This window comes from Novosphingobium sp. (assembly GCF_030696665.1).
Classification (GTDB): Bacteria; Pseudomonadota; Alphaproteobacteria; order Sphingomonadales; family Sphingomonadaceae; genus Novosphingobium.
Genome location: NZ_JAUYRV010000037.1, coordinates 45,617 through 61,968, shown reverse-complemented (window position 1 = coordinate 61,968; position 16,352 = coordinate 45,617). Strand labels below are relative to the sequence as shown.

The window sequence follows — 16,352 nt, the reverse complement described above, 5'->3', positions numbered from 1 at the left end:
AGTGTCTCGACTTCGCTCGACACGAACGGGATATTGTCCTGGTTTCGAGTTGCGCCAGCAAGAGTTTAGGAAAACACATCTGCCGGAGTGGGGTTTTTCGGGTCAGGTCCGAAGCGGTTCGGGCCGCGTGTGCCGTCGAGGCACATCAGCACGAGGATGGCGAACCAGCCCAAGAACGGGATGATCCACAGCAACAACAGCCAGCCGGTGCGGTCCTGATCGTGCAGGCGGCGGACCGATACGGCAAGGCCGGGGATCAGGCTGGCGAGCCAGAACAAGCTGCCGATCCAACTGCCCGCGCCGACCAGCCGCGTGCCGTAGACGAACGCGCCGCCACCGCTTTTCACATCATTGGTGCCGAACACGATGTTCAGGCCGATCATGACGAGGAAGTAGAACAGCGCGAAGCTCCAGTATTCGCGGCGGCGTGAGCGGCCGGAAAATTCGGCATAGCGACGGTAGGGCAGGATCATCCAGTTCATGGCGCTTTCCGGCATATTGGCGCGGCCCCGAAAGGCCGCGCCCGATGGGATCAGCCGAACACGTCGTAGCCGACCGGGTTCTTGGGATCATCGCCGAAGCGGTTCATTCCCGTGGTCCCCGGCAGGCACATCAGCACGAGAAAACCGAGGCTGATAAGGCCACCGATGACCGGGATAGCTCCGCCAAGGATGAAGCCAAGATACCACCAGCCCGACATATTGCGATCATGCAGGCGGCGCACGCCGACGGCGATGGAAGGGATGAAACTTGCCAACGCAAAAATACCAAACAGAGCTGCACCGAGCCAGAACAGCGGGTTGAATTCAGGGGCGGACACCGGAGGTCCGTCGGGCGCGGGAATTCCGGCGGTGAGTGCTGCCATTCCGCCGCCAGCCAGCATCAGCGCAGCGCAGATCATGTAGACGATCCCCACGAACAGCGCGAACATCCAGTATTCCTTGCGCCGCGCGCGGCCCGAAAACTGGGCATAACGCCGGTAAGGCAACAGCATCCATTCCATCGTAATTCCCCCTCGACAGGTATTGAGGGGACAAGTCACCACGGATTGCGCGCTGCTGCAAGCATGCGCCGTCAGATTGGAGCAGTTAGCTGGGCCGCAGTTAGCCGGGCCGCAGTGACCTGGGCCGCAGTTACTTCAGCCAGCCCGCCTCGCGATACCAAGCGGCGGTGGCGTGGAGGCCCATGCGGGTTTCGACTTGCGGGGTCCAGATGTGGGACGGTGGTTGCATCCCCTCGCCCACGCGCCAATCGGGGTGGCACATGTAACCGACGCGATCCAGCGTGAGCTTTGCACCCTTCCCCCGGAAGCGCAGGTCAAGCTTTGCGCCGAGGCGGAGCATGCCTGCGGGCAGGTTGATGGCGGTGACGCGCTTGCCCACGGCCATGCCGATGGCCTTGGCGATGTCGTTGTGGCTCCAACCGCCGGGGCTGCCATCGTCTGGCTCGAAGGTTTTGTGGGTGACATCTTCACCGCCAGGGATCAGCGCGAGGAGCAGTCGGGCAAGATCGTTTACGTGGATCAGCGAGGCATGGCCTTTGGGCGGCACGGGCAGCACGCCGTACCGCGCGGCCTTGAACATTTCGAGCGTATCCGTGTCACGCGGACCATAGACCCACGGCGAGCGGACGACGGTCCAATCGAGGCTGCTGGCCTTTACGATCTTTTCGCCGCGCAATTTTGACCGGCCATAGACCGACAGTTCCGGTTCGCGCGCCGAGAGCGAGGAGACATGGACGAAGCGCGGAACGCCGGCATCGAGCGCAGAGTTGACGACGTTCAGCGTGCCCCAGACATTGCCGTCCTCGAAGCCCTGCGGATCTGGCGCATTGACCACGCCAGCGATGTGGAGGACGACGCTGGCTTTGCCGACGAGCCGCTGGAGCGCACGCTTGTCATTCAGATCTCCCTGCACCCACTCCACGCCGACGCGAGCCTCCTGCGGGCGGCGGGCCAGAGCGCGGACTTCTATTCCGGCGCGGGCAGCATAATCTAGGACGGTCTGGCCGACGAAACCGGTCGCCCCGGTAATCGCCAGCAGTTCTGCGGCCATTACAGCAGCACCATCTGGTCACGGTGGATCAGAGCAGAACGGGGGGCGTAGCCAAGCAGCGCTTCGTGTTCGCGGCTATGGTGGCCTTTGAGTGCGAGGCATTCGGCGGCATCGTATTCGGACAGGCCACGCGCAAGCGTCTGGCCATCGGGACCGATGACGGCGATGGCATCGCCGCGCTGGAAATCGCCTTCGACGGCGGTGATTCCGGCGGCGAGCAGGCTGGAACCACGGGTCAACGCGGCAGCGGCCCCGGCATCGACGTGAACAGAGCCGCGCATCCGCATGCGCCCGCCAAGCCACGCCTTGCGCGCTTGCTTGCGCCCGCGCGGGAGGAACAAGGTGCCGCGATCTGCGCCGAGGGCAGCGCTGATGGGAGAGCCGGGCTGGCCGTCGATGATGGCAAGCGCCATGCCAGCCAGTTCGGCGATTTCGGCGGCTTGCAGCTTGGATGTCATCCCGCCCGAGCCGAGGCCGGAGGAGGAGCCACCGGTGGCCATCGCGTGAATTTCGGGCGTAACGCCGCGCACCACCGGGATGCGGTTGGCTCCCGGCTGGCGGGGATCGCGGTCGTAGAGACCGTCAATATCGGAAAGCAGGAGCACGCCCGATGCGCCTGCCGCCTGCCCTACGCGGGCGGCGAGGCGGTCGTTATCGCCGAAGCGAATTTCCTGTGTGGCGACCGAGTCGTTTTCGTTGATGACCGGAACCGCGCCTGCTGCCAGCAAGGTGCCGAGCGTGGCAGTGACATTCAGGTAGCGGCGGCGGTCTTCGAGATCCTCCAGCGTGAGCAGGATCTGCGCTGCAGTGAGACCGTGGGTGCCGAGGAGTTCAGCCCAGAGACCCGCGAGTGCGATCTGGCCGACCGAGGCGGCGGCCTGAGCGTCCGAGAGGCTGCCGCGCCCGCCTTTGGCAAGGCCAAGCTTGCGCGCGCCGAGTGCGATCGCGCCGGAGGAGACGACAATAATCTCTTGCCCGGCGGCGCGGGCAGCGGCGATTTCGGCGACCAGCGCGGTGAGCCATTCGCGGCGGGGCGCGCCATCCTTGCCCACAAGCAGTGCCGAGCCGACCTTGACCACAAGGCGCGGACAGGCGGAAGCGTCGATCAAATGGGCAAGCTGGCTGATCTTCATGGGAGCCGCTTAGGGGATTTGTGACGAGGCGTGAAGGGTGGCCGGTCGGATATGTGGGGCGGAATACCCGTTCATGCGGTTATCCCGTCACCCAAATATCTTCGTCATTCCCGCGCAGGCGGCAATCCAGTTTCAGGCCTTGCGCGCTGGATTCCCGCCTGCGCGGGAATGACGAAAGTGTTGGTAGGGTCGCCAAGAAGTATCAGATCGGCGACCAGGGCTTTTCGTCGTCGCCATCCTCGACCTGACCCGTCGGGCGTTCGGTGATGGTGGCCTGGGGGAGGAAGCCCAGCACCGCGTCCATCAGGGCATCCATGCCTTTGCCGGTTGCGCCAGAGATCGGATAGACCTTGTCGGCCCCGGCGGCGATGAGTTCCTTGCTGAAGGCCTTGACCAGTTCTGCATCGACAAGATCGATCTTGTTGAGCGCGATCAGGCGCGGCTTTTCATCAAGGCCCGAGCCGTAGGCTTCAAGTTCGCCTTCAACGATGTGCATGGCTTCGGCGGGGTCGGTGTCGCTGTGAATGTCGATCAGGTGGATCAGCACGCGGCAGCGTTCGATATGGCCGAGGAAGCGATCACCAATGCCTGCGCCATCTGCCGCGCCTTCGATCAGGCCGGGGATGTCGGCCAGCACGAATTCGCGGTTGCGGTGGCGCACGACGCCCAACTGCGGGCGCAGCGTGGTGAAGGCGTATTCACCAACTTTGGCCTTGGTGTTGGTGATCTGGTTGATGAAGGTAGACTTGCCCGCGTTGGGCAGGCCGACGAGGCCGGCATCGGCCAGCAGCTTCAAGCGGAGCCAGACGTACATTTCCTCACCGGGCCAGCCGGGACCGTGCTGACGCGGAGCGCGGTTGGTGGAGGTTTTGTACGAAGCGTTGCCGCGCCCGCCATCGCCGCCGCGCAGCAGGACCACCTGCTGGCCAACTTCGGTAAGGTCGAGCAAGACAGTCTCGCGGTCATCGTCGAGCACCTGTGTGCCGACTGGAACCTTGATCACCAGATCCTCGCCACCGGCGCCGGTGCGGTTGGAGCCAGCGCCGCCGTGGCCGCGCTGGGCCTTGAAATGCTGGGTATAGCGGAAGTCGATCAGGGTGTTCAGCCCGGCGACCGCTTCGAAGATGATATCGCCGCCCTTGCCGCCGTTGCCGCCGTTGGGACCGCCGTACTCTTCGTACTTCTCACGCCTAAAGCTGACAGCACCGCCGCCGCCCTGTCCTGAGCGGATGAAAATTTTGGCCTGATCGAGAAAATGCATGCGGGTAACCAATTCCAATGGCAGGCCCGGAGCAAATGCAACTTCGCGCCCCGGAGCGAGCCTTTTACCCGTTCATGGAGAGCTTGTAACCTCGAACCGCAAGGCGCCTGCCTGATCAGGCGGTTCGATGATACCTAGTGGTGGAGCCTAGGGGGATCGAACCCCTGACCTCGTCATTGCGAACGACGCGCTGTCCCATCTGAGCTACGGCCCCGTTCCCGGTATCGCCCGCTGAACGCACACGAGGCACGCCAACGGAAGCGCCGCCATTAGCGCAGCGCTCCCGGCCTGCAAAGACCCCTTGTGCATTTTTTACCGCAAGCTGGCGCTCAGCTGCCTGCGCCACCTGTCATCTGGGTGCCCGATCCCGGCAGACTGATGGCAGGCTGGGCCGTGGTCACGGGCTGGCCATATTGGGCCTGCCAGATCGCCAGATCATTGCGATAGACTTCGTAGCGACGGTAGAAATCGTCGAACACGACCTCGATGCTTGGCAGACTGCGGGCCGCGAAGGCTTCAAGTTCGGCAGACTTTACTGCCGCACCATCGCGTGTGACTGCACCCACCGCATCGCAGAAATCGGTAAGCGTCGGCGGCAAAGCGAAATGGTTGTAGACCGACGTCATATAGGATTCGCGCGGGGCGATGAACTTCGCGCCATGCTTGGCCCTGAATTCGGCATCGACCTTTTTGTTCGTGGCCGTCAGCGTCTTGGCATGCGCAGTCAGGAACGTCTTGTAGCGCGGCAGAATATCGGCGTGCTGCGGCTTGCTGCAGTTGAGAGCGGCCACATTGTAGGCCGAACGCAAGTTCCACAGCATCTGCGCGGGGCTAATGTCGCGGTTGATCGAATAGCGCAGGCCATTGGCATCTGCCGGTGGGATCGACAGATTATCGGACGCGTTGTTTGGCGGACGCGGCTTGGGCGGGATCACCACGACCTTGGGCGGCGGCGGTGGTGGAGGCGGTGGTGGCGGAGCCTTGGGCGCGCAGGAGGCAAGGCCAAAGGCCAGTGCAGCGATCAGGGCAGTTGGCGCGACAGTGCGCCGGAATTCGAACATCGGCATTCCCCCAAGGAATTCGATTGGCAACCATATTGGCAGACGGCCCTGAAATTCCCACCAACCAAGTGTGAACCCGGAAACCTTGCTGCAAGATGAAGCCACACCTAGCGCGGCTGCGCAGCAATGAGAATCCCCCACGCAAAGAAAACCCGGCGAACCGTTGCAGCTCGCCGGGCAATCTTGTTCAGTTCGGCTGTTTCAGCAGATCAGCGGCGTTCACCCATGAACTGCAGCAGGAACTGGAACATGTTGATGAAGTCGAGGTAGAGGCTCAACGCGCCGAGCACGACGGCCTTGCCCGCGAAATCCGTGCCCGCGACATAGGCATACTGTTCCTTCAGGCGCTGCGTATCGTAGGCGGTGAGACCCGCGAAGATCAGCACGCCAAGGAAGCTGACAGCCCAGGCAAGGCCGGTCGACTGCAGGAACATGTTGATGACCGAAGCAATCAGCAGGCCGACCACACCCATGATCAGGAAGCTGCCCATGCCGGACAGATCCTTCTTGGTGGTGTACCCGAACAGGCTGAGACCGGCGAACGCCCCTGCCGTGGCGAAGAACGTCACCGCGATCGAGGTGCCGGTGTAGACCAGAAAGATGGTCGACATCGACAGGCCCATTGCAACAGCGAAGCCCCAGAACATGCCCTGAAGTGCGGTGGTCGAGAACTTGTTCGCGCCAAAGCTCATGAACATGACGAACGCCAGCGGCGCCAGCATGATCAGCCACTTCAACGGCGTGCCCATCACGGCCTGCGTTGCGCCCGACGTAGCGAACAGCAACGCGACGATGCCCGAGAGCATCACGCCCGAAGCCATGTAGTTATAGATCGACAGCATGTGACGGCGCAGACCCGCGTCGAACACTTCGCCGCGTGTGGAAGCGCCAGAAAGGCTCGGAGACGCGCCGAAACCCGTCCCGTTGGGCCGAGGGTCGTTCCAATTTGCCATTTTCAAAGCTCCGTAAGATGGCCCCAATGGCCACGTAAACGGAATATCGGCGCTTTGGGTTCCGCTTTCAAGCGAAACCGGTGCCAGAGACGACCAATCATTTGTAACGAATTGTTGCGAGGCTTACGCGGAGGCCCGCGCCTGCTCTGTCATCTCGGCGCTGCGATCCCTTGCGCCGCGCAAAGTGTCGGTCATCAGCGAGACCAGACGGGCGTCCTTGTCGAGCACATCGATGCCAACTTGCGTCACGCCGCCGGGGCTTGCGACGCGGCGAGCGAGTTCTCCGGGACTGTGTTCGGACGCTGCTGCGAGCATGCTTGCGCCTTCGACCATCGACAGTGCCAGCCGGTCTGCCTGATCGCGCGGCAGGCCAAGGGCAGCGGCACCCTGTGCCAAAGCGTCGATCACGCGATAGACGAAGGCGGGGCCGGACCCGGCAAGTGCGGTGACAAGATCCATCTGGTCCTCCGCGCTCAACCATTCGGCCTGACCTAGGGGTGCCATAAGTGCATCGACTTGTGCGCGGGCGGCCTCATCGCGATCGCCAACCAGAGCGATGGGTGATTTGCCGAGCGCGGCGGCAAGGTTTGGCATCACCCGCACGACGGCGCGCGCTTCGGGAAAAGCGCTGCGCAGGGTGGCGAGATCGACACCTGCCAGGATCGACAGCAGGAGCGTGTTGGTGCCGACGAAAGGGCGCACCGATGAGGCGGCATCGGGCAATTGCTGCGGCTTGAAGCCGAGCAGGACCACGTCGAACGCTCCTTCGCCCTGCGGTGCAGCTTTGAGCAAGCGGACACCGTCCGGTGCGGCGTTCAGGTACGGATCGACGATGGTGAAGGTTTCAGGCGCGATGCCGCCAGCGAGCCAGCCCTGGAGCATGGCTCCGCCCATGTTGCCGCAGCCGAACTGGAGGAAGGTCTTGGTCATGGGCGGGTTCCTTGAGTCGCTTATGGGCGCTCATTGGCGCTGTGGACGGTCCATCGCAATGTCAAAACTTGCCAGACGCCGCGCGCCCCCGCGAAGGCGGGGGCCTCAGAAGGTTTACGCTGATGCTTCGTGATACGCCTGAGGCCCCCGCCTGCGCGGGGGCGCAATACCTTGGTTCTAGGCGTTCACGCCTCTCCGGCAGCGTCCACCATTGCGCTGGCGAGGGCTTCGGCGGGGGACTTGTCACCCCACAGGATGAACTGGAACGCCGGGTAGAAACGGTCGCATTCGTCCACCGCCGCCTCAATAGCGGACTGGGCCTGACCGATGCTGAGCAGGCCTTCGTCGCCCAGCATCAGGCCGTGACGATAAAGCAGGACCGCGCCGTTTGACCAGATATCGAAATGGCCAATCCACACCTGTTCATTGATCAGCGCCATCAGTTCGTAAACGGCCGCCTTCTTGTCATCGGGAATGCGAATATCGGGCAGGCAGAGAATCTGCAGGACGTGATCTTCAACCCGCCAGATGGCACGCAGCTGATAATTCGCCCAAGATCCTTGAATTTCCCCGGTAACTTCATCGTCTGACACGAATTCGCACGGCCAGCCGCGCGCTTCGAACAGCGACGCGATCATGTCGACGGGCGCTGCCTCCTCGCGCTCGTTCTCGTCATGACCGGTCCGCATCGTCCGTCCCCTGAACACGTGATCGGGCCTCCTCGGCTGGTTGGCCCGGGCGGGACGAAATGTCCTGCCTGCTGCTCAAACCGTCAATGGGGGTAACACCCCGCCCCGACAATCACGGGTTAACAGGCGGTTGGGCAAAACTCGACAAGCTTGTGGGAAAGCTGTGGACAAGGGGTGAACAACTGTCTGAGAACAAGGCCATCACTTGAGGGCCAGCGTATCGACAGCCTGCCCCGCAGGACTGGTCCATTGGAAGCTGGAAACGCCGGCTTTGCCAAGTTTGGTGACGAATTCCTGCGCCGCTGCCTCGCTTTCGAACGGGCCGGTGAGCAGACGGAAATTGCTGCGCCACGGTGAAAGGTACGGCTTTCGGCTGCGTAGCAGTGCAGGCGCTTCCTTCACGAGACGACGCCATTCGCTGTCCATCACACCCTTGTTCGCGCCGGTCAGCACTTGCACCCATATGCGGCTGGGGTGGCTGGGCTGAGCTTTCTTAGCCTTGGCGTCCTTGGCATCCTTGGCTGCCTTAGCGTCCTTGGCTGCCTTAGCGTCCTTGGCCGAAGTTTTGGCATCCTTGGCGGCGGGCTTTTCAGCTTCCTTGGCTGGCGTGCGCGAGACGTCGGTCGGTCCATCGGGACGTTCGCCGCGCGGATCGGCCTTGGGTGCAGGCTTGGGCGGCAGGCGCGTGATATCGACAGCAGCGACTGTAGCTGCCCGCTCCTCAGCTGGCGGCTCGAAGGTCTTGAACAAGGACGCAAAATCGACGGGGCGCGCTGGCTCGGGCGTTGGTGACGCCGTTGCTGCGCCGGTTTGGGCAAGCGCGGAGCCAGAAAGCTGGGGCGCGGCGGGTGCCGAAGCTGGCGCTGGTACAGGGCTTGGTGCAACCGGTTGGGCAAATGAAGCCCCGGCCGAGGTATATGCAGGCACGGATGAAGCAGACGCCGACGCAGGTGGGACCGGATCAGGTGTGCCAGGCGCGAGGTTCGTGGCCGGGAGCGCCGTTGCCGCAAGCTTTGTTGGCGCAGGTGCGATTGGCGTAACCGCTGCAGGCGCGGCAGGTGGCGAGGTTGTGACGGTGGTGCTGCCAATCTGTGCGAGATTGAAGCTGCCCGATGTTGGCGCGGTTGGCCGCGTGGCAACGGGAGGCTCCGCAGCCTGTCTGACTGGCGGCGTTGCGGGTGCCTGTGCCCGTGCCTGTGCCGGTAAGGGCGGCGGTGTGGCGGCCGCGGCGGTGCGGACTGGCGGAACCGTGGCCGGTGGGACAGCTTGAGGCAAGGCGACAGACTGGACCGGAGCAGCCGCGCTGCCGCTAGGACGAATCGGCGGGACCGGCGGACGCTGCGTGCCGGGTGGCACATCAAGAGCTGATAGCACCGGAGGCCGCTGTGGCGTGGTGGCGCGCGGTGGCGTAACGGGCTGGGCGGTTACAGGCTGCGAAGCTGCAGACGCTGGGACGGTGGTGCGCGGGGCGGCTTGCGCAAGCACGGTCTTTTCATCGCTACGGCCCGGGCGACGGCGCTTTTCGCGGCTGGGCTTTTCTGACGCCGACGCTTTGGATGGGCCAAGCGGCGCACCTGCGGGGATCAGGCCCGCTTCGGCACCGCGCGGGGCACGAGGATTGAGCGCGGCGTACTGCACCACGCGCGGATCATCGCGGCCCATTTCAGCCGCGCGCGGAAAGCGGCCGAAATTGGCGGCGGCGGCCTGCTGTGAAGGGGTAAGGCGCGGCATGAAGCGCAGATAGGGCGCGATGCCAGAAGCCAGATCCTGCGGCATTGAAGCATAGGCAATGGCCACAGCCTCGTCCGCGCCATTGGTGACGGCCATTGCGAAGGTGCGGGTGCGCCAGGCGGCACGGTCCTGCTTCTCGATCAGCGGAGCGAGCAGGGTTTCCGCCCCGCGCCGGTCCCCGGATATGGCGAGACTCATGGCAAAACGGCGCGTTATCTCATCATTCGGGCCACGGCTGAGAGCGACCTGATACCAGCGCTGGGCACGGCCATTGTCGCCCACCAAGTCGTAGGCAAGCGCGCGCTCGGCGGCCATGCTGAATGTTTCGGCACCGGCACGCTCGGCCTCATCGAAGGCGCGGATGGCGTCGACCGGACTTTCAGCGGCCAGGTGCGCCTTGCCGATCAGCGCCTTGGTGCGCGCATTGCCGGGCTGCACTTCATCAGCCCGCGTGAGGAAGCCAATTGCGGCATCGCTGTCACCCAGCTTGAGCGCAGCTTCGGCAGCATCGGACAGCGCGGCAACATTGCGCGGATCAGTAGCGAGGAGCGCGAGCGCGGCGTTCAGTTCGCGGCTCGGGCTTGGCGCAGTGGATTGAACAACCGGGCGCGAGACGGTTGCAGGACCGGCCTGCGCGAGTGCTTGCGGGGCGAGCGCGTGCGAAGAAACTGCGGCGAGCAGCAGCGATGCGGCGAGGCGTGAGCCTTGCGCGAAGGGGAAGCGATTTGTCATCCAGCCGCGCTCAATACATCATTGCAGATGAAGCGGCGGCAACCGGTGCCGCCGCTCATCGCATTTACTGGTTGTTCTGCCGCCCAAGGAAGCGCGGGATGTTGAGCGAGCCGCCCTCATCGCTGTCTTCATCTTCCGGCCGATTTCCGCGCGAAAGATTGGCCATGCGTTCAAACAGGGTGCTGCCGCCAGCAGGCTTTGCCGGGGCTGGTTCTTCGCTGCGGCTGAGACGCGGCATCGCTGGCTCTGGCGCTGCCTGAGGATCACCAAGCAACAGTTCGTCCGAAGACGGTGCGACAGGCTCTTCCTGAGAAGACGTCAGATCGAGTGTAAGATCGAATGCTTCCGGTTCCGGCGCGGGTGCAGGTGCCGCCGGGGCGGCAAAGGCAGCAGGCGCAGGCACAGGCGCAGGCTCTGGCGCAGGCGGCGGGGTGTAGGCCGGCGCGGCCGGTGCCGCCGAAGGCACGGCAGGGCCGCGCGAGGTGCCGGGGATCGAGACCGGGCGCGAGGCGATTTCGGCCTGTTCGTTGCTCTGTTCGATGCCCGTGGCGACCACGGAAACGCGGATCTTGCCATCGAGATCGGGATTGAAAGCCGAACCCCAGATGATGTTGGCGTTGGGATCAACCAGTTCGCGGATGTGGTTGGCGGCTTCGTCAACCTCAAGCAGCTTCATATCATCGCCACCGATGATCGAGATGATCACGCCCTTGGCACCGGCCATCGACACGCCATCGAGCAGCGGGTTGGCAATGGCGCGTTCGGCGGCTGCGAGTGCGCGGTTGGGGCCTTCGCCCTCACCCGTCCCCATCATCGCCTTGCCCATTTCACCCATGACCGAGCGGACGTCGGCAAAGTCGAGGTTGATGAGGCCCGGCATGACCATGAGATCGGTGATGGAGCGGACGCCCTGCTGCAGAACTTCGTCGGCCAGCTGGAACGCTTCCTTGAAGGTCGTTTCCGCCTTGGCAATCAGGAACAGGTTCTGATTGGGAATGACGATCAGCGTATCGACGTGCTTCTGCAGTTCCTCGATGCCCGAATCCGCAGCGCGCATGCGGCGCGTGCCTTCGAACAGGAACGGCTTGGTAACGACACCGACGGTCAGCACACCCTTGCGGCGCGCCGCTTCGGCGATGACGGGAGCGGCTCCAGTGCCGGTGCCGCCGCCCATTCCAGCCGCGATAAACACCATGTGGACGCCATCAAGCGCGCGCTCAATTTCCTCAAGCGTTTCTTCGGCAGCGGCGCGGCCCACTTCGGGACGTGCGCCTGCGCCAAGCCCCTGCGTGATGTCAGGCCCCAACTGGATGCGGGTTTCAGCGATGGCGTTGTTCAGCGCCTGCGCATCGGTGTTGACGACGATGAATTCGACGCCTTCGATCTGCGCGTTGATCATGTTGGCGATGGCGTTGCCGCCTGCACCGCCGACCCCGATCACCGTGATGCGGGGCCGAAGCTCGTCGATGGCCGGCGGTCCGATGTTGATGCTCATAGTCGGTCTCCCAAGCGGGTCAGTGCTATCGCCGTGGGCCGTTTCCGGTCTTTGGCGCGATTGGACAATTTCACATTAACCTGTTGCACAAGCAGGCTTGTCGAATCAAAGGCTCCACAACCTTTTCCACAGGTTGCAGCACTATGACGGCTAATGTTTCCGGCTATTCTGGGCCGGAACGGTGGAAAACGCCGTTCAGAAGTAATCTTTTACCGCGCGTGCGAGCCGATTGAGCAGACCTACGCCCTTGTAAGTGCCGTCAGGCGTGTAGGCGGGGCCGATGCTTCGGATATCGACCGGATCAGCCGCCGCGAAGAGCACGAGGCCGACCAGAGTCGTGGAACTTGGAGTCGCATGGCCGGGAGGCAGGCCTACCATCGTTGGCGGAGAGCCGATGCGGACCGGGCGACCAAGCGCCGCTTGCGCATAGTCGGCAAGGCCAGGCAACTGCGCACCGCCGCCCGTTAGGACGACCTGTTGGCCGGTCTGACCGACGAAGCCCATCGCTTTGAGAGACTTTGATACTTCCTCGGTGAAGAACCCGAGTTGCTGGGTGATGACCGAAATCAGTTCGGCGCGCGGAATGCGGTTCTTGTCATCGGCATGGCGCGCGACCGGACCGCCTTCGGGATCGCCAGGCGCGTTGACCGGAATCATCTCACGATGGTCGGCGGGGCTGGCGATGGCCGAGCCGGACATGCATTTGAGGCGCTCTGCCTGATAGCGGCGGATGCCGAAGGCTGAGGCGATGGCATCGGTAATGTCGCCCGACCCGTATTGGATGACCTGCATGCCCAACAGCATGCCTGCGGCATGGACGGACACAGTTGTCACTTCAGCGCCGAATTCGACCAGCGCGACGCCGAGTTCGCGCTCCTCTGGCGTGAGGCAAGCGTGGCCAGCGGCAATGGGCGAGCCAACCACGGCTTCCACATCGAGATGCGCGTTCTGCACCGCTTCACGGATGTTGCGGATGGGCGCGCCATCGGCGAGCATGACGTGGATGTCGACGGCCAGCCGTTCAGCATGGAGGCCCTTGGGATTGGGCACGCCGTGTGCGCCATCGAGCGTGTAGTGCGCGGGCTGAGCGTGGAGAACGGTGCGGCCATCGGGCTCTATCACTTCGCGCCCGGCCACGAGCAGGTGTTCAATATCGTCCTGTTCGATGCGGCGGCCACCGATGTCGACTTCAACCTTGGCGGTGGTGCTGCCAAGGCCTGCGCCCGAGCAGCCGATCCACACTTTCTGGATGCCGATATTGGCCATCTTCTCGGCACGTTCGATCGCATCGCGGACCGAGTGCGTCGCGGCCTGCATATCGGTGATATAGCCGCGCTTGATCCCCTGCGCCGCGCGATGGCCAGAACCGAGCACGACCATCTCGCCCGTTTCCGAAAGGCCTGCAATCATTGCGGACACGCGGAAAGAGCCGATGTTTACGGCAGCAAAAACCTTGGTGATGCGCGGGGTGGCCATCTGGTACGATCAGCCCTCGTCAGCGCGGGCGGCGGCGGCGATGCGTTTGGCTTCGGCCTTGGCCTGGGCGGCGGCGCGTTTTTCTTCGGCCTGTTCCTCGGCATGGCCCGGCACGCGCATGTAGATGCGGTCTGCTGCGCGCATATCGAACGCGGCAACCTTGCCGCCGAGCAGGCGATTGACGCCATCCATGCGCGCAAAGCTGAGCAGCGCGCCTGCCGACTTCTCGTCACCTTCGGGAAGGACGAGGACTTGCCCGGTCTTGAAGGTCAGGTTCCAGCGGCGGTTACCCACCCATTCGGCCTCGGCCACTTGCGGCTTCAGCGCGGGGGCAGCATCGAGCAGATGGGTGAGATCCTGCACCCGCTGGCCCACAGCCATGCCCGTAAGGATCAGCATACCTTTGGCGCGATCAGGCTTGACCGTTTCAAGTTCAGCCCCGGTATCGTCGATCAGCACCAGCCGGTCAGGCTTGCGCAGCACCGCGTGGGGACTGCGTTCGACAATGTCGATCACCAGGGTATCGGGCAACTTGCGCGAGACGCGCGCATCCTTGACCCATGAAATGTCGTTCAATTCATCGCGCAGCGCGGCAAGATTCAGCGTGGTCATCGCACGGTCATTCTGGCCGAGGATCTTTTCGTAGATCTTCTGTTCGTTCATGCGGTTGACGCCGCGCACTTCGAGGTGGCTGACCTTGAACCCGGCATCCGACGCAATCAGCGCGGCCTGTTCCGAAGCGAGCGCGGGAACGCCTGCCATGACCGCGACGGTCCAGACTATGGCCACAGTGGCCGCAAGGATGAGCGCCATCGCGACGCGGTGCAGCGTCTCTTCGCTGAACGGCATCCACACCATCACGCTGTCGAGCAGCGATCCGGTCTGCTTGCGCGCAGTCTGGACCTTGCGCTGCGTTGTGCGCGCCGCTGCTGCACGCCGCACACCCTTTCCGCCTCGCTTGATCGTCTGCGCCATGATTCAGGCCTTTCCTGCGTCCTTAAGGGCCTCGGCGATGATCGCCTCGACCAGATCGGGATAGTCCATGCCCAGTGCACGCGCCTGTTCGGGCACGAGGCTGAGCGGGGTCATACCGGGCTGCGTGTTCACCTCTAGCAGGAACAGCCCTTCGACGCCGTGTTCATCATCCCAGCGGAAGTCGGAGCGGCTGGTGCCCTTGCAGCCAAGCAACTGGTGCGCACGCAAGGCAATCTGGCGGCAGGCGTCGGTAATCTCGTCGGGGATTTCAGCCGGGCAGATATGGTCGGTCATGCCATCGGTGTACTTGGCATCGAAATCGTAGAAACCGGATTTAGGCCGCAGTTCGGTGACGAGGAGGGCGCGGTCTCCGATGACGGCTGTGGTCAGTTCAAGGCCGCGGATGAAGGGTTCGGCCAGAAGCTGGTCGAATTCCTGCCACGGCCCCTTGCTCTCTGCACTGATCGGATTGCCGTAGTTGCCGTCTGCCGTGACGATGGCGACGCCGACCGAGGAGCCTTCATTCACAGGCTTGAGCACGTAAGGGCGCGGGAGCGGGTCCGCCTTGTAGAGGTCCGCCGTTTTGACCATGCGCCCGCCCGGCATGGGGATGCCGTGGGGGACGAGTGCCAGCTTGGTCAGTTCCTTGTCGATTGCGATAACCGAAGTGGCAAGGCCCGAGTGAGTGTAGGTCAGGCCCATAATATCCATCAGGCCCTGGATCGTGCCATCCTCGCCCGGCGTCCCGTGGAGCGCATTGAATACGACGTCGGGCTTGGCTTCGGACAGGCGCAGCGCGACATCGCGGTCCATGTCGATACGGGTAACCGTGTGGCCCTTTGATTCCAGAGCCTTGGCAACGCCCTCGCCCGACATCAGGCTTACCGGGCGTTCGCTCGACCAGCCGCCCATGAGGACGGCGACGTGGAGTATGGGGAGAGTCACTTGCGGCCGATCCTTTTGATTTCCCATTCGAGGTCCACGCCTGCGCTGTCCTTCACGCGGCGGCGGACTTCCTCACCCAGTTCCTCGATTTCGGCGCTGGTGGCAGTGCCGGTGTTGATGAGGAAGTTGGTGTGCTTTTCACTGACTTGCGCGCCGCCGATGGTCAGCCCTCGGCAACCGGCCTTGTCGACCAGTTCCCAGGCCTTCCTGCCATCAGGGTTCTTGAACGTGGAGCCGCCAGTCTTGGAGCGCAGCGGCTGCGAGGCCTCGCGCGCGGCGCTGATGCGGTCCATTTCGGTCTGGATCGCTTGCGGATCTCCGGGTTCACCACGGAAGCGCGCGGCAACAACTATGCAGCCGTCGGTGAGGTCTGAGTGGCGGTAAGTGTAGCCGAGTTCCGACAGCGGCAGCGTGGCGATTTCGCCCGAGCGGATTACCACGTCGCAATCGATCAGCACGTCCTTGACCTCACGGCCATAGGCACCGCCATTCATGCGCACGAAACCGCCGACCGTGCCGGGGATCGAGCGGAGGAATTCCAGCCCAGCGATGCCGTTGTCGCGCGCCGTTGAGGAAACGAGGATGCCACTGGCACCGCCGCCGCAATTGAGTGTGACTTCGTCCACTTTCTCCACTTTGGCAAAGGCCTTGCCGAGGCGGATGACCACGCCCGGAACCCCGCCATCGCGGACGATAAGGTTGGAGCCGAGGCCGAGCGCCATGACCGGAACGTCCGGGGCGAGGTTGGCCAGAAAGTCTTGGAGGTCGGCCACGCCCTTCGGCTCGAACAGCCAGTCGGCAGTGCCGCCGGACTTGAACCAGACCAGTGGGGCAAGCGGAGCGTTGGGGGTTAGTTTGCCCCGCACGTTGCGCTGCGGTGCTTCGACAAGCTCAGCACGAGCGGGTTCAGGAAAGGC

The 16,352-nt window shown here is 63.6% G+C and carries 15 protein-coding genes and 1 tRNA gene; all 16 read right to left on the bottom strand.

Features of this window, described 5'->3' with window-relative positions:
* Nucleotides 1–65: 65 nt before the first annotated feature.
* Nucleotides 66–482: a DUF805 domain-containing protein gene (locus Q8R81_RS10090; RefSeq protein WP_305617422.1), complete on the bottom strand. Its 417-nt coding sequence runs from the start codon at nt 480–482 to the stop codon at nt 66–68.
* Between the two features lie 50 nt (nt 483–532).
* Nucleotides 533–1,003, bottom strand: coding sequence for a DUF805 domain-containing protein (locus Q8R81_RS10085; RefSeq protein WP_305617420.1), 471 nt, complete (start codon nt 1,001–1,003; stop codon nt 533–535).
* Nucleotides 1,004–1,133: 130 nt separating this feature from the next.
* Nucleotides 1,134–2,054: an NAD(P)-dependent oxidoreductase gene (locus Q8R81_RS10080; protein ID WP_305617418.1), complete on the bottom strand. Its 921-nt coding sequence runs from the start codon at nt 2,052–2,054 to the stop codon at nt 1,134–1,136.
* Entirely contained in the window at nt 2,054–3,187 is a 1,134-nt protein-coding gene (proB, locus tag Q8R81_RS10075) for a glutamate 5-kinase (RefSeq protein ID WP_305617416.1), read from the bottom strand. Before proB ends, Q8R81_RS10080 begins: the two co-directional genes overlap by 1 nt.
* 202 nt (nt 3,188–3,389) lie before the next feature.
* Nucleotides 3,390–4,448 (bottom strand): GTPase ObgE, encoded by a 1,059-nt coding sequence (gene obgE / locus Q8R81_RS10070; RefSeq protein WP_305617414.1) that lies wholly within the window; start codon nt 4,446–4,448, stop codon nt 3,390–3,392.
* Nucleotides 4,449–4,586: 138 nt separating this feature from the next.
* Nucleotides 4,587–4,662 (bottom strand) — tRNA-Ala (locus Q8R81_RS10065).
* A gap of 115 nt (nt 4,663–4,777) precedes the next feature.
* Nucleotides 4,778–5,515: a hypothetical protein gene (locus Q8R81_RS10060; RefSeq protein ID WP_305617412.1), complete on the bottom strand. Its 738-nt coding sequence runs from the start codon at nt 5,513–5,515 to the stop codon at nt 4,778–4,780.
* Between the two features lie 203 nt (nt 5,516–5,718).
* On the bottom strand, nt 5,719–6,462 hold the full coding sequence (locus Q8R81_RS10055; protein WP_305617410.1) for a Bax inhibitor-1/YccA family protein: 744 nt from the start codon (nt 6,460–6,462) through the stop codon (nt 5,719–5,721).
* 123 nt (nt 6,463–6,585) lie between these two features.
* Complete coding sequence (proC, locus tag Q8R81_RS10050; protein ID WP_305617409.1) at nt 6,586–7,392, bottom strand: pyrroline-5-carboxylate reductase; 807 nt, start codon at nt 7,390–7,392, stop codon at nt 6,586–6,588.
* 185 nt (nt 7,393–7,577) lie between these two features.
* Nucleotides 7,578–8,081 carry a YbjN domain-containing protein gene (locus Q8R81_RS10045; protein ID WP_305617407.1) on the bottom strand — a complete coding sequence of 168 codons (504 nt, stop codon included), beginning with the start codon at nt 8,079–8,081 and terminating at the stop codon, nt 7,578–7,580.
* 201 nt (nt 8,082–8,282) lie between these two features.
* A complete protein-coding gene (locus tag Q8R81_RS10040; RefSeq protein WP_305617405.1) occupies nt 8,283–10,544 on the bottom strand; it encodes an SPOR domain-containing protein in 2,262 nt (753 codons plus the stop codon).
* 64 nt (nt 10,545–10,608) lie between these two features.
* Nucleotides 10,609–12,039 carry a cell division protein FtsZ gene (gene ftsZ / locus Q8R81_RS10035; protein ID WP_305617403.1) on the bottom strand — a complete coding sequence of 477 codons (1,431 nt, stop codon included), beginning with the start codon at nt 12,037–12,039 and terminating at the stop codon, nt 10,609–10,611.
* Nucleotides 12,040–12,234: 195 nt separating this feature from the next.
* The gene (gene ftsA / locus Q8R81_RS10030; RefSeq protein WP_305617401.1) at nt 12,235–13,515 is read right to left on the bottom strand and encodes a cell division protein FtsA; all 1,281 of its coding nucleotides are present in this window, start codon (nt 13,513–13,515) and stop codon (nt 12,235–12,237) included.
* Between the two features lie 9 nt (nt 13,516–13,524).
* Entirely contained in the window at nt 13,525–14,490 is a 966-nt protein-coding gene (locus Q8R81_RS10025; protein ID WP_305617399.1) for a cell division protein FtsQ/DivIB, read from the bottom strand.
* A gap of 3 nt (nt 14,491–14,493) precedes the next feature.
* The gene (locus Q8R81_RS10020; RefSeq protein ID WP_305617397.1) at nt 14,494–15,435 is read right to left on the bottom strand and encodes a D-alanine--D-alanine ligase; all 942 of its coding nucleotides are present in this window, start codon (nt 15,433–15,435) and stop codon (nt 14,494–14,496) included.
* Nucleotides 15,432–16,301 carry a UDP-N-acetylmuramate dehydrogenase gene (gene murB / locus Q8R81_RS10015; RefSeq protein ID WP_305617395.1) on the bottom strand — a complete coding sequence of 290 codons (870 nt, stop codon included), beginning with the start codon at nt 16,299–16,301 and terminating at the stop codon, nt 15,432–15,434. Before murB ends, Q8R81_RS10020 begins: the two co-directional genes overlap by 4 nt.
* Nucleotides 16,302–16,352 lie beyond the last annotated feature (51 nt).

What these genes read in the sequence shown, in the direction of transcription:
- Q8R81_RS10090 (WP_305617422.1), bottom strand. Translation starts at nt 482, where the DNA reads ATGAACTGGATGATCCTGCCCTACCGTCGCTATGCCGAATTTTCCGGC.
- obgE (WP_305617414.1), bottom strand. Translation starts at nt 4,448, where the DNA reads ATGCATTTTCTCGATCAGGCCAAAATTTTCATCCGCTCAGGACAGGGC.
- proC (WP_305617409.1), bottom strand. Translation starts at nt 7,392, where the DNA reads ATGACCAAGACCTTCCTCCAGTTCGGCTGCGGCAACATGGGCGGAGCC.
- Q8R81_RS10045 (WP_305617407.1), bottom strand. Translation starts at nt 8,081, where the DNA reads ATGCGGACCGGTCATGACGAGAACGAGCGCGAGGAGGCAGCGCCCGTC.
- Q8R81_RS10055 (WP_305617410.1), bottom strand. Translation starts at nt 6,462, where the DNA reads ATGGCAAATTGGAACGACCCTCGGCCCAACGGGACGGGTTTCGGCGCG.
- ftsA (WP_305617401.1), bottom strand. Translation starts at nt 13,515, where the DNA reads ATGGCCACCCCGCGCATCACCAAGGTTTTTGCTGCCGTAAACATCGGC.
- ftsZ (WP_305617403.1), bottom strand. Translation starts at nt 12,039, where the DNA reads ATGAGCATCAACATCGGACCGCCGGCCATCGACGAGCTTCGGCCCCGC.
- Q8R81_RS10025 (WP_305617399.1), bottom strand. Translation starts at nt 14,490, where the DNA reads ATGGCGCAGACGATCAAGCGAGGCGGAAAGGGTGTGCGGCGTGCAGCA.
- proB (WP_305617416.1), bottom strand. Translation starts at nt 3,187, where the DNA reads ATGAAGATCAGCCAGCTTGCCCATTTGATCGACGCTTCCGCCTGTCCG.
- Q8R81_RS10085 (WP_305617420.1), bottom strand. Translation starts at nt 1,003, where the DNA reads ATGGAATGGATGCTGTTGCCTTACCGGCGTTATGCCCAGTTTTCGGGC.
- Q8R81_RS10060 (WP_305617412.1), bottom strand. Translation starts at nt 5,515, where the DNA reads ATGCCGATGTTCGAATTCCGGCGCACTGTCGCGCCAACTGCCCTGATC.
- Q8R81_RS10040 (WP_305617405.1), bottom strand. Translation starts at nt 10,544, where the DNA reads ATGACAAATCGCTTCCCCTTCGCGCAAGGCTCACGCCTCGCCGCATCG.
- Q8R81_RS10080 (WP_305617418.1), bottom strand. Translation starts at nt 2,054, where the DNA reads ATGGCCGCAGAACTGCTGGCGATTACCGGGGCGACCGGTTTCGTCGGC.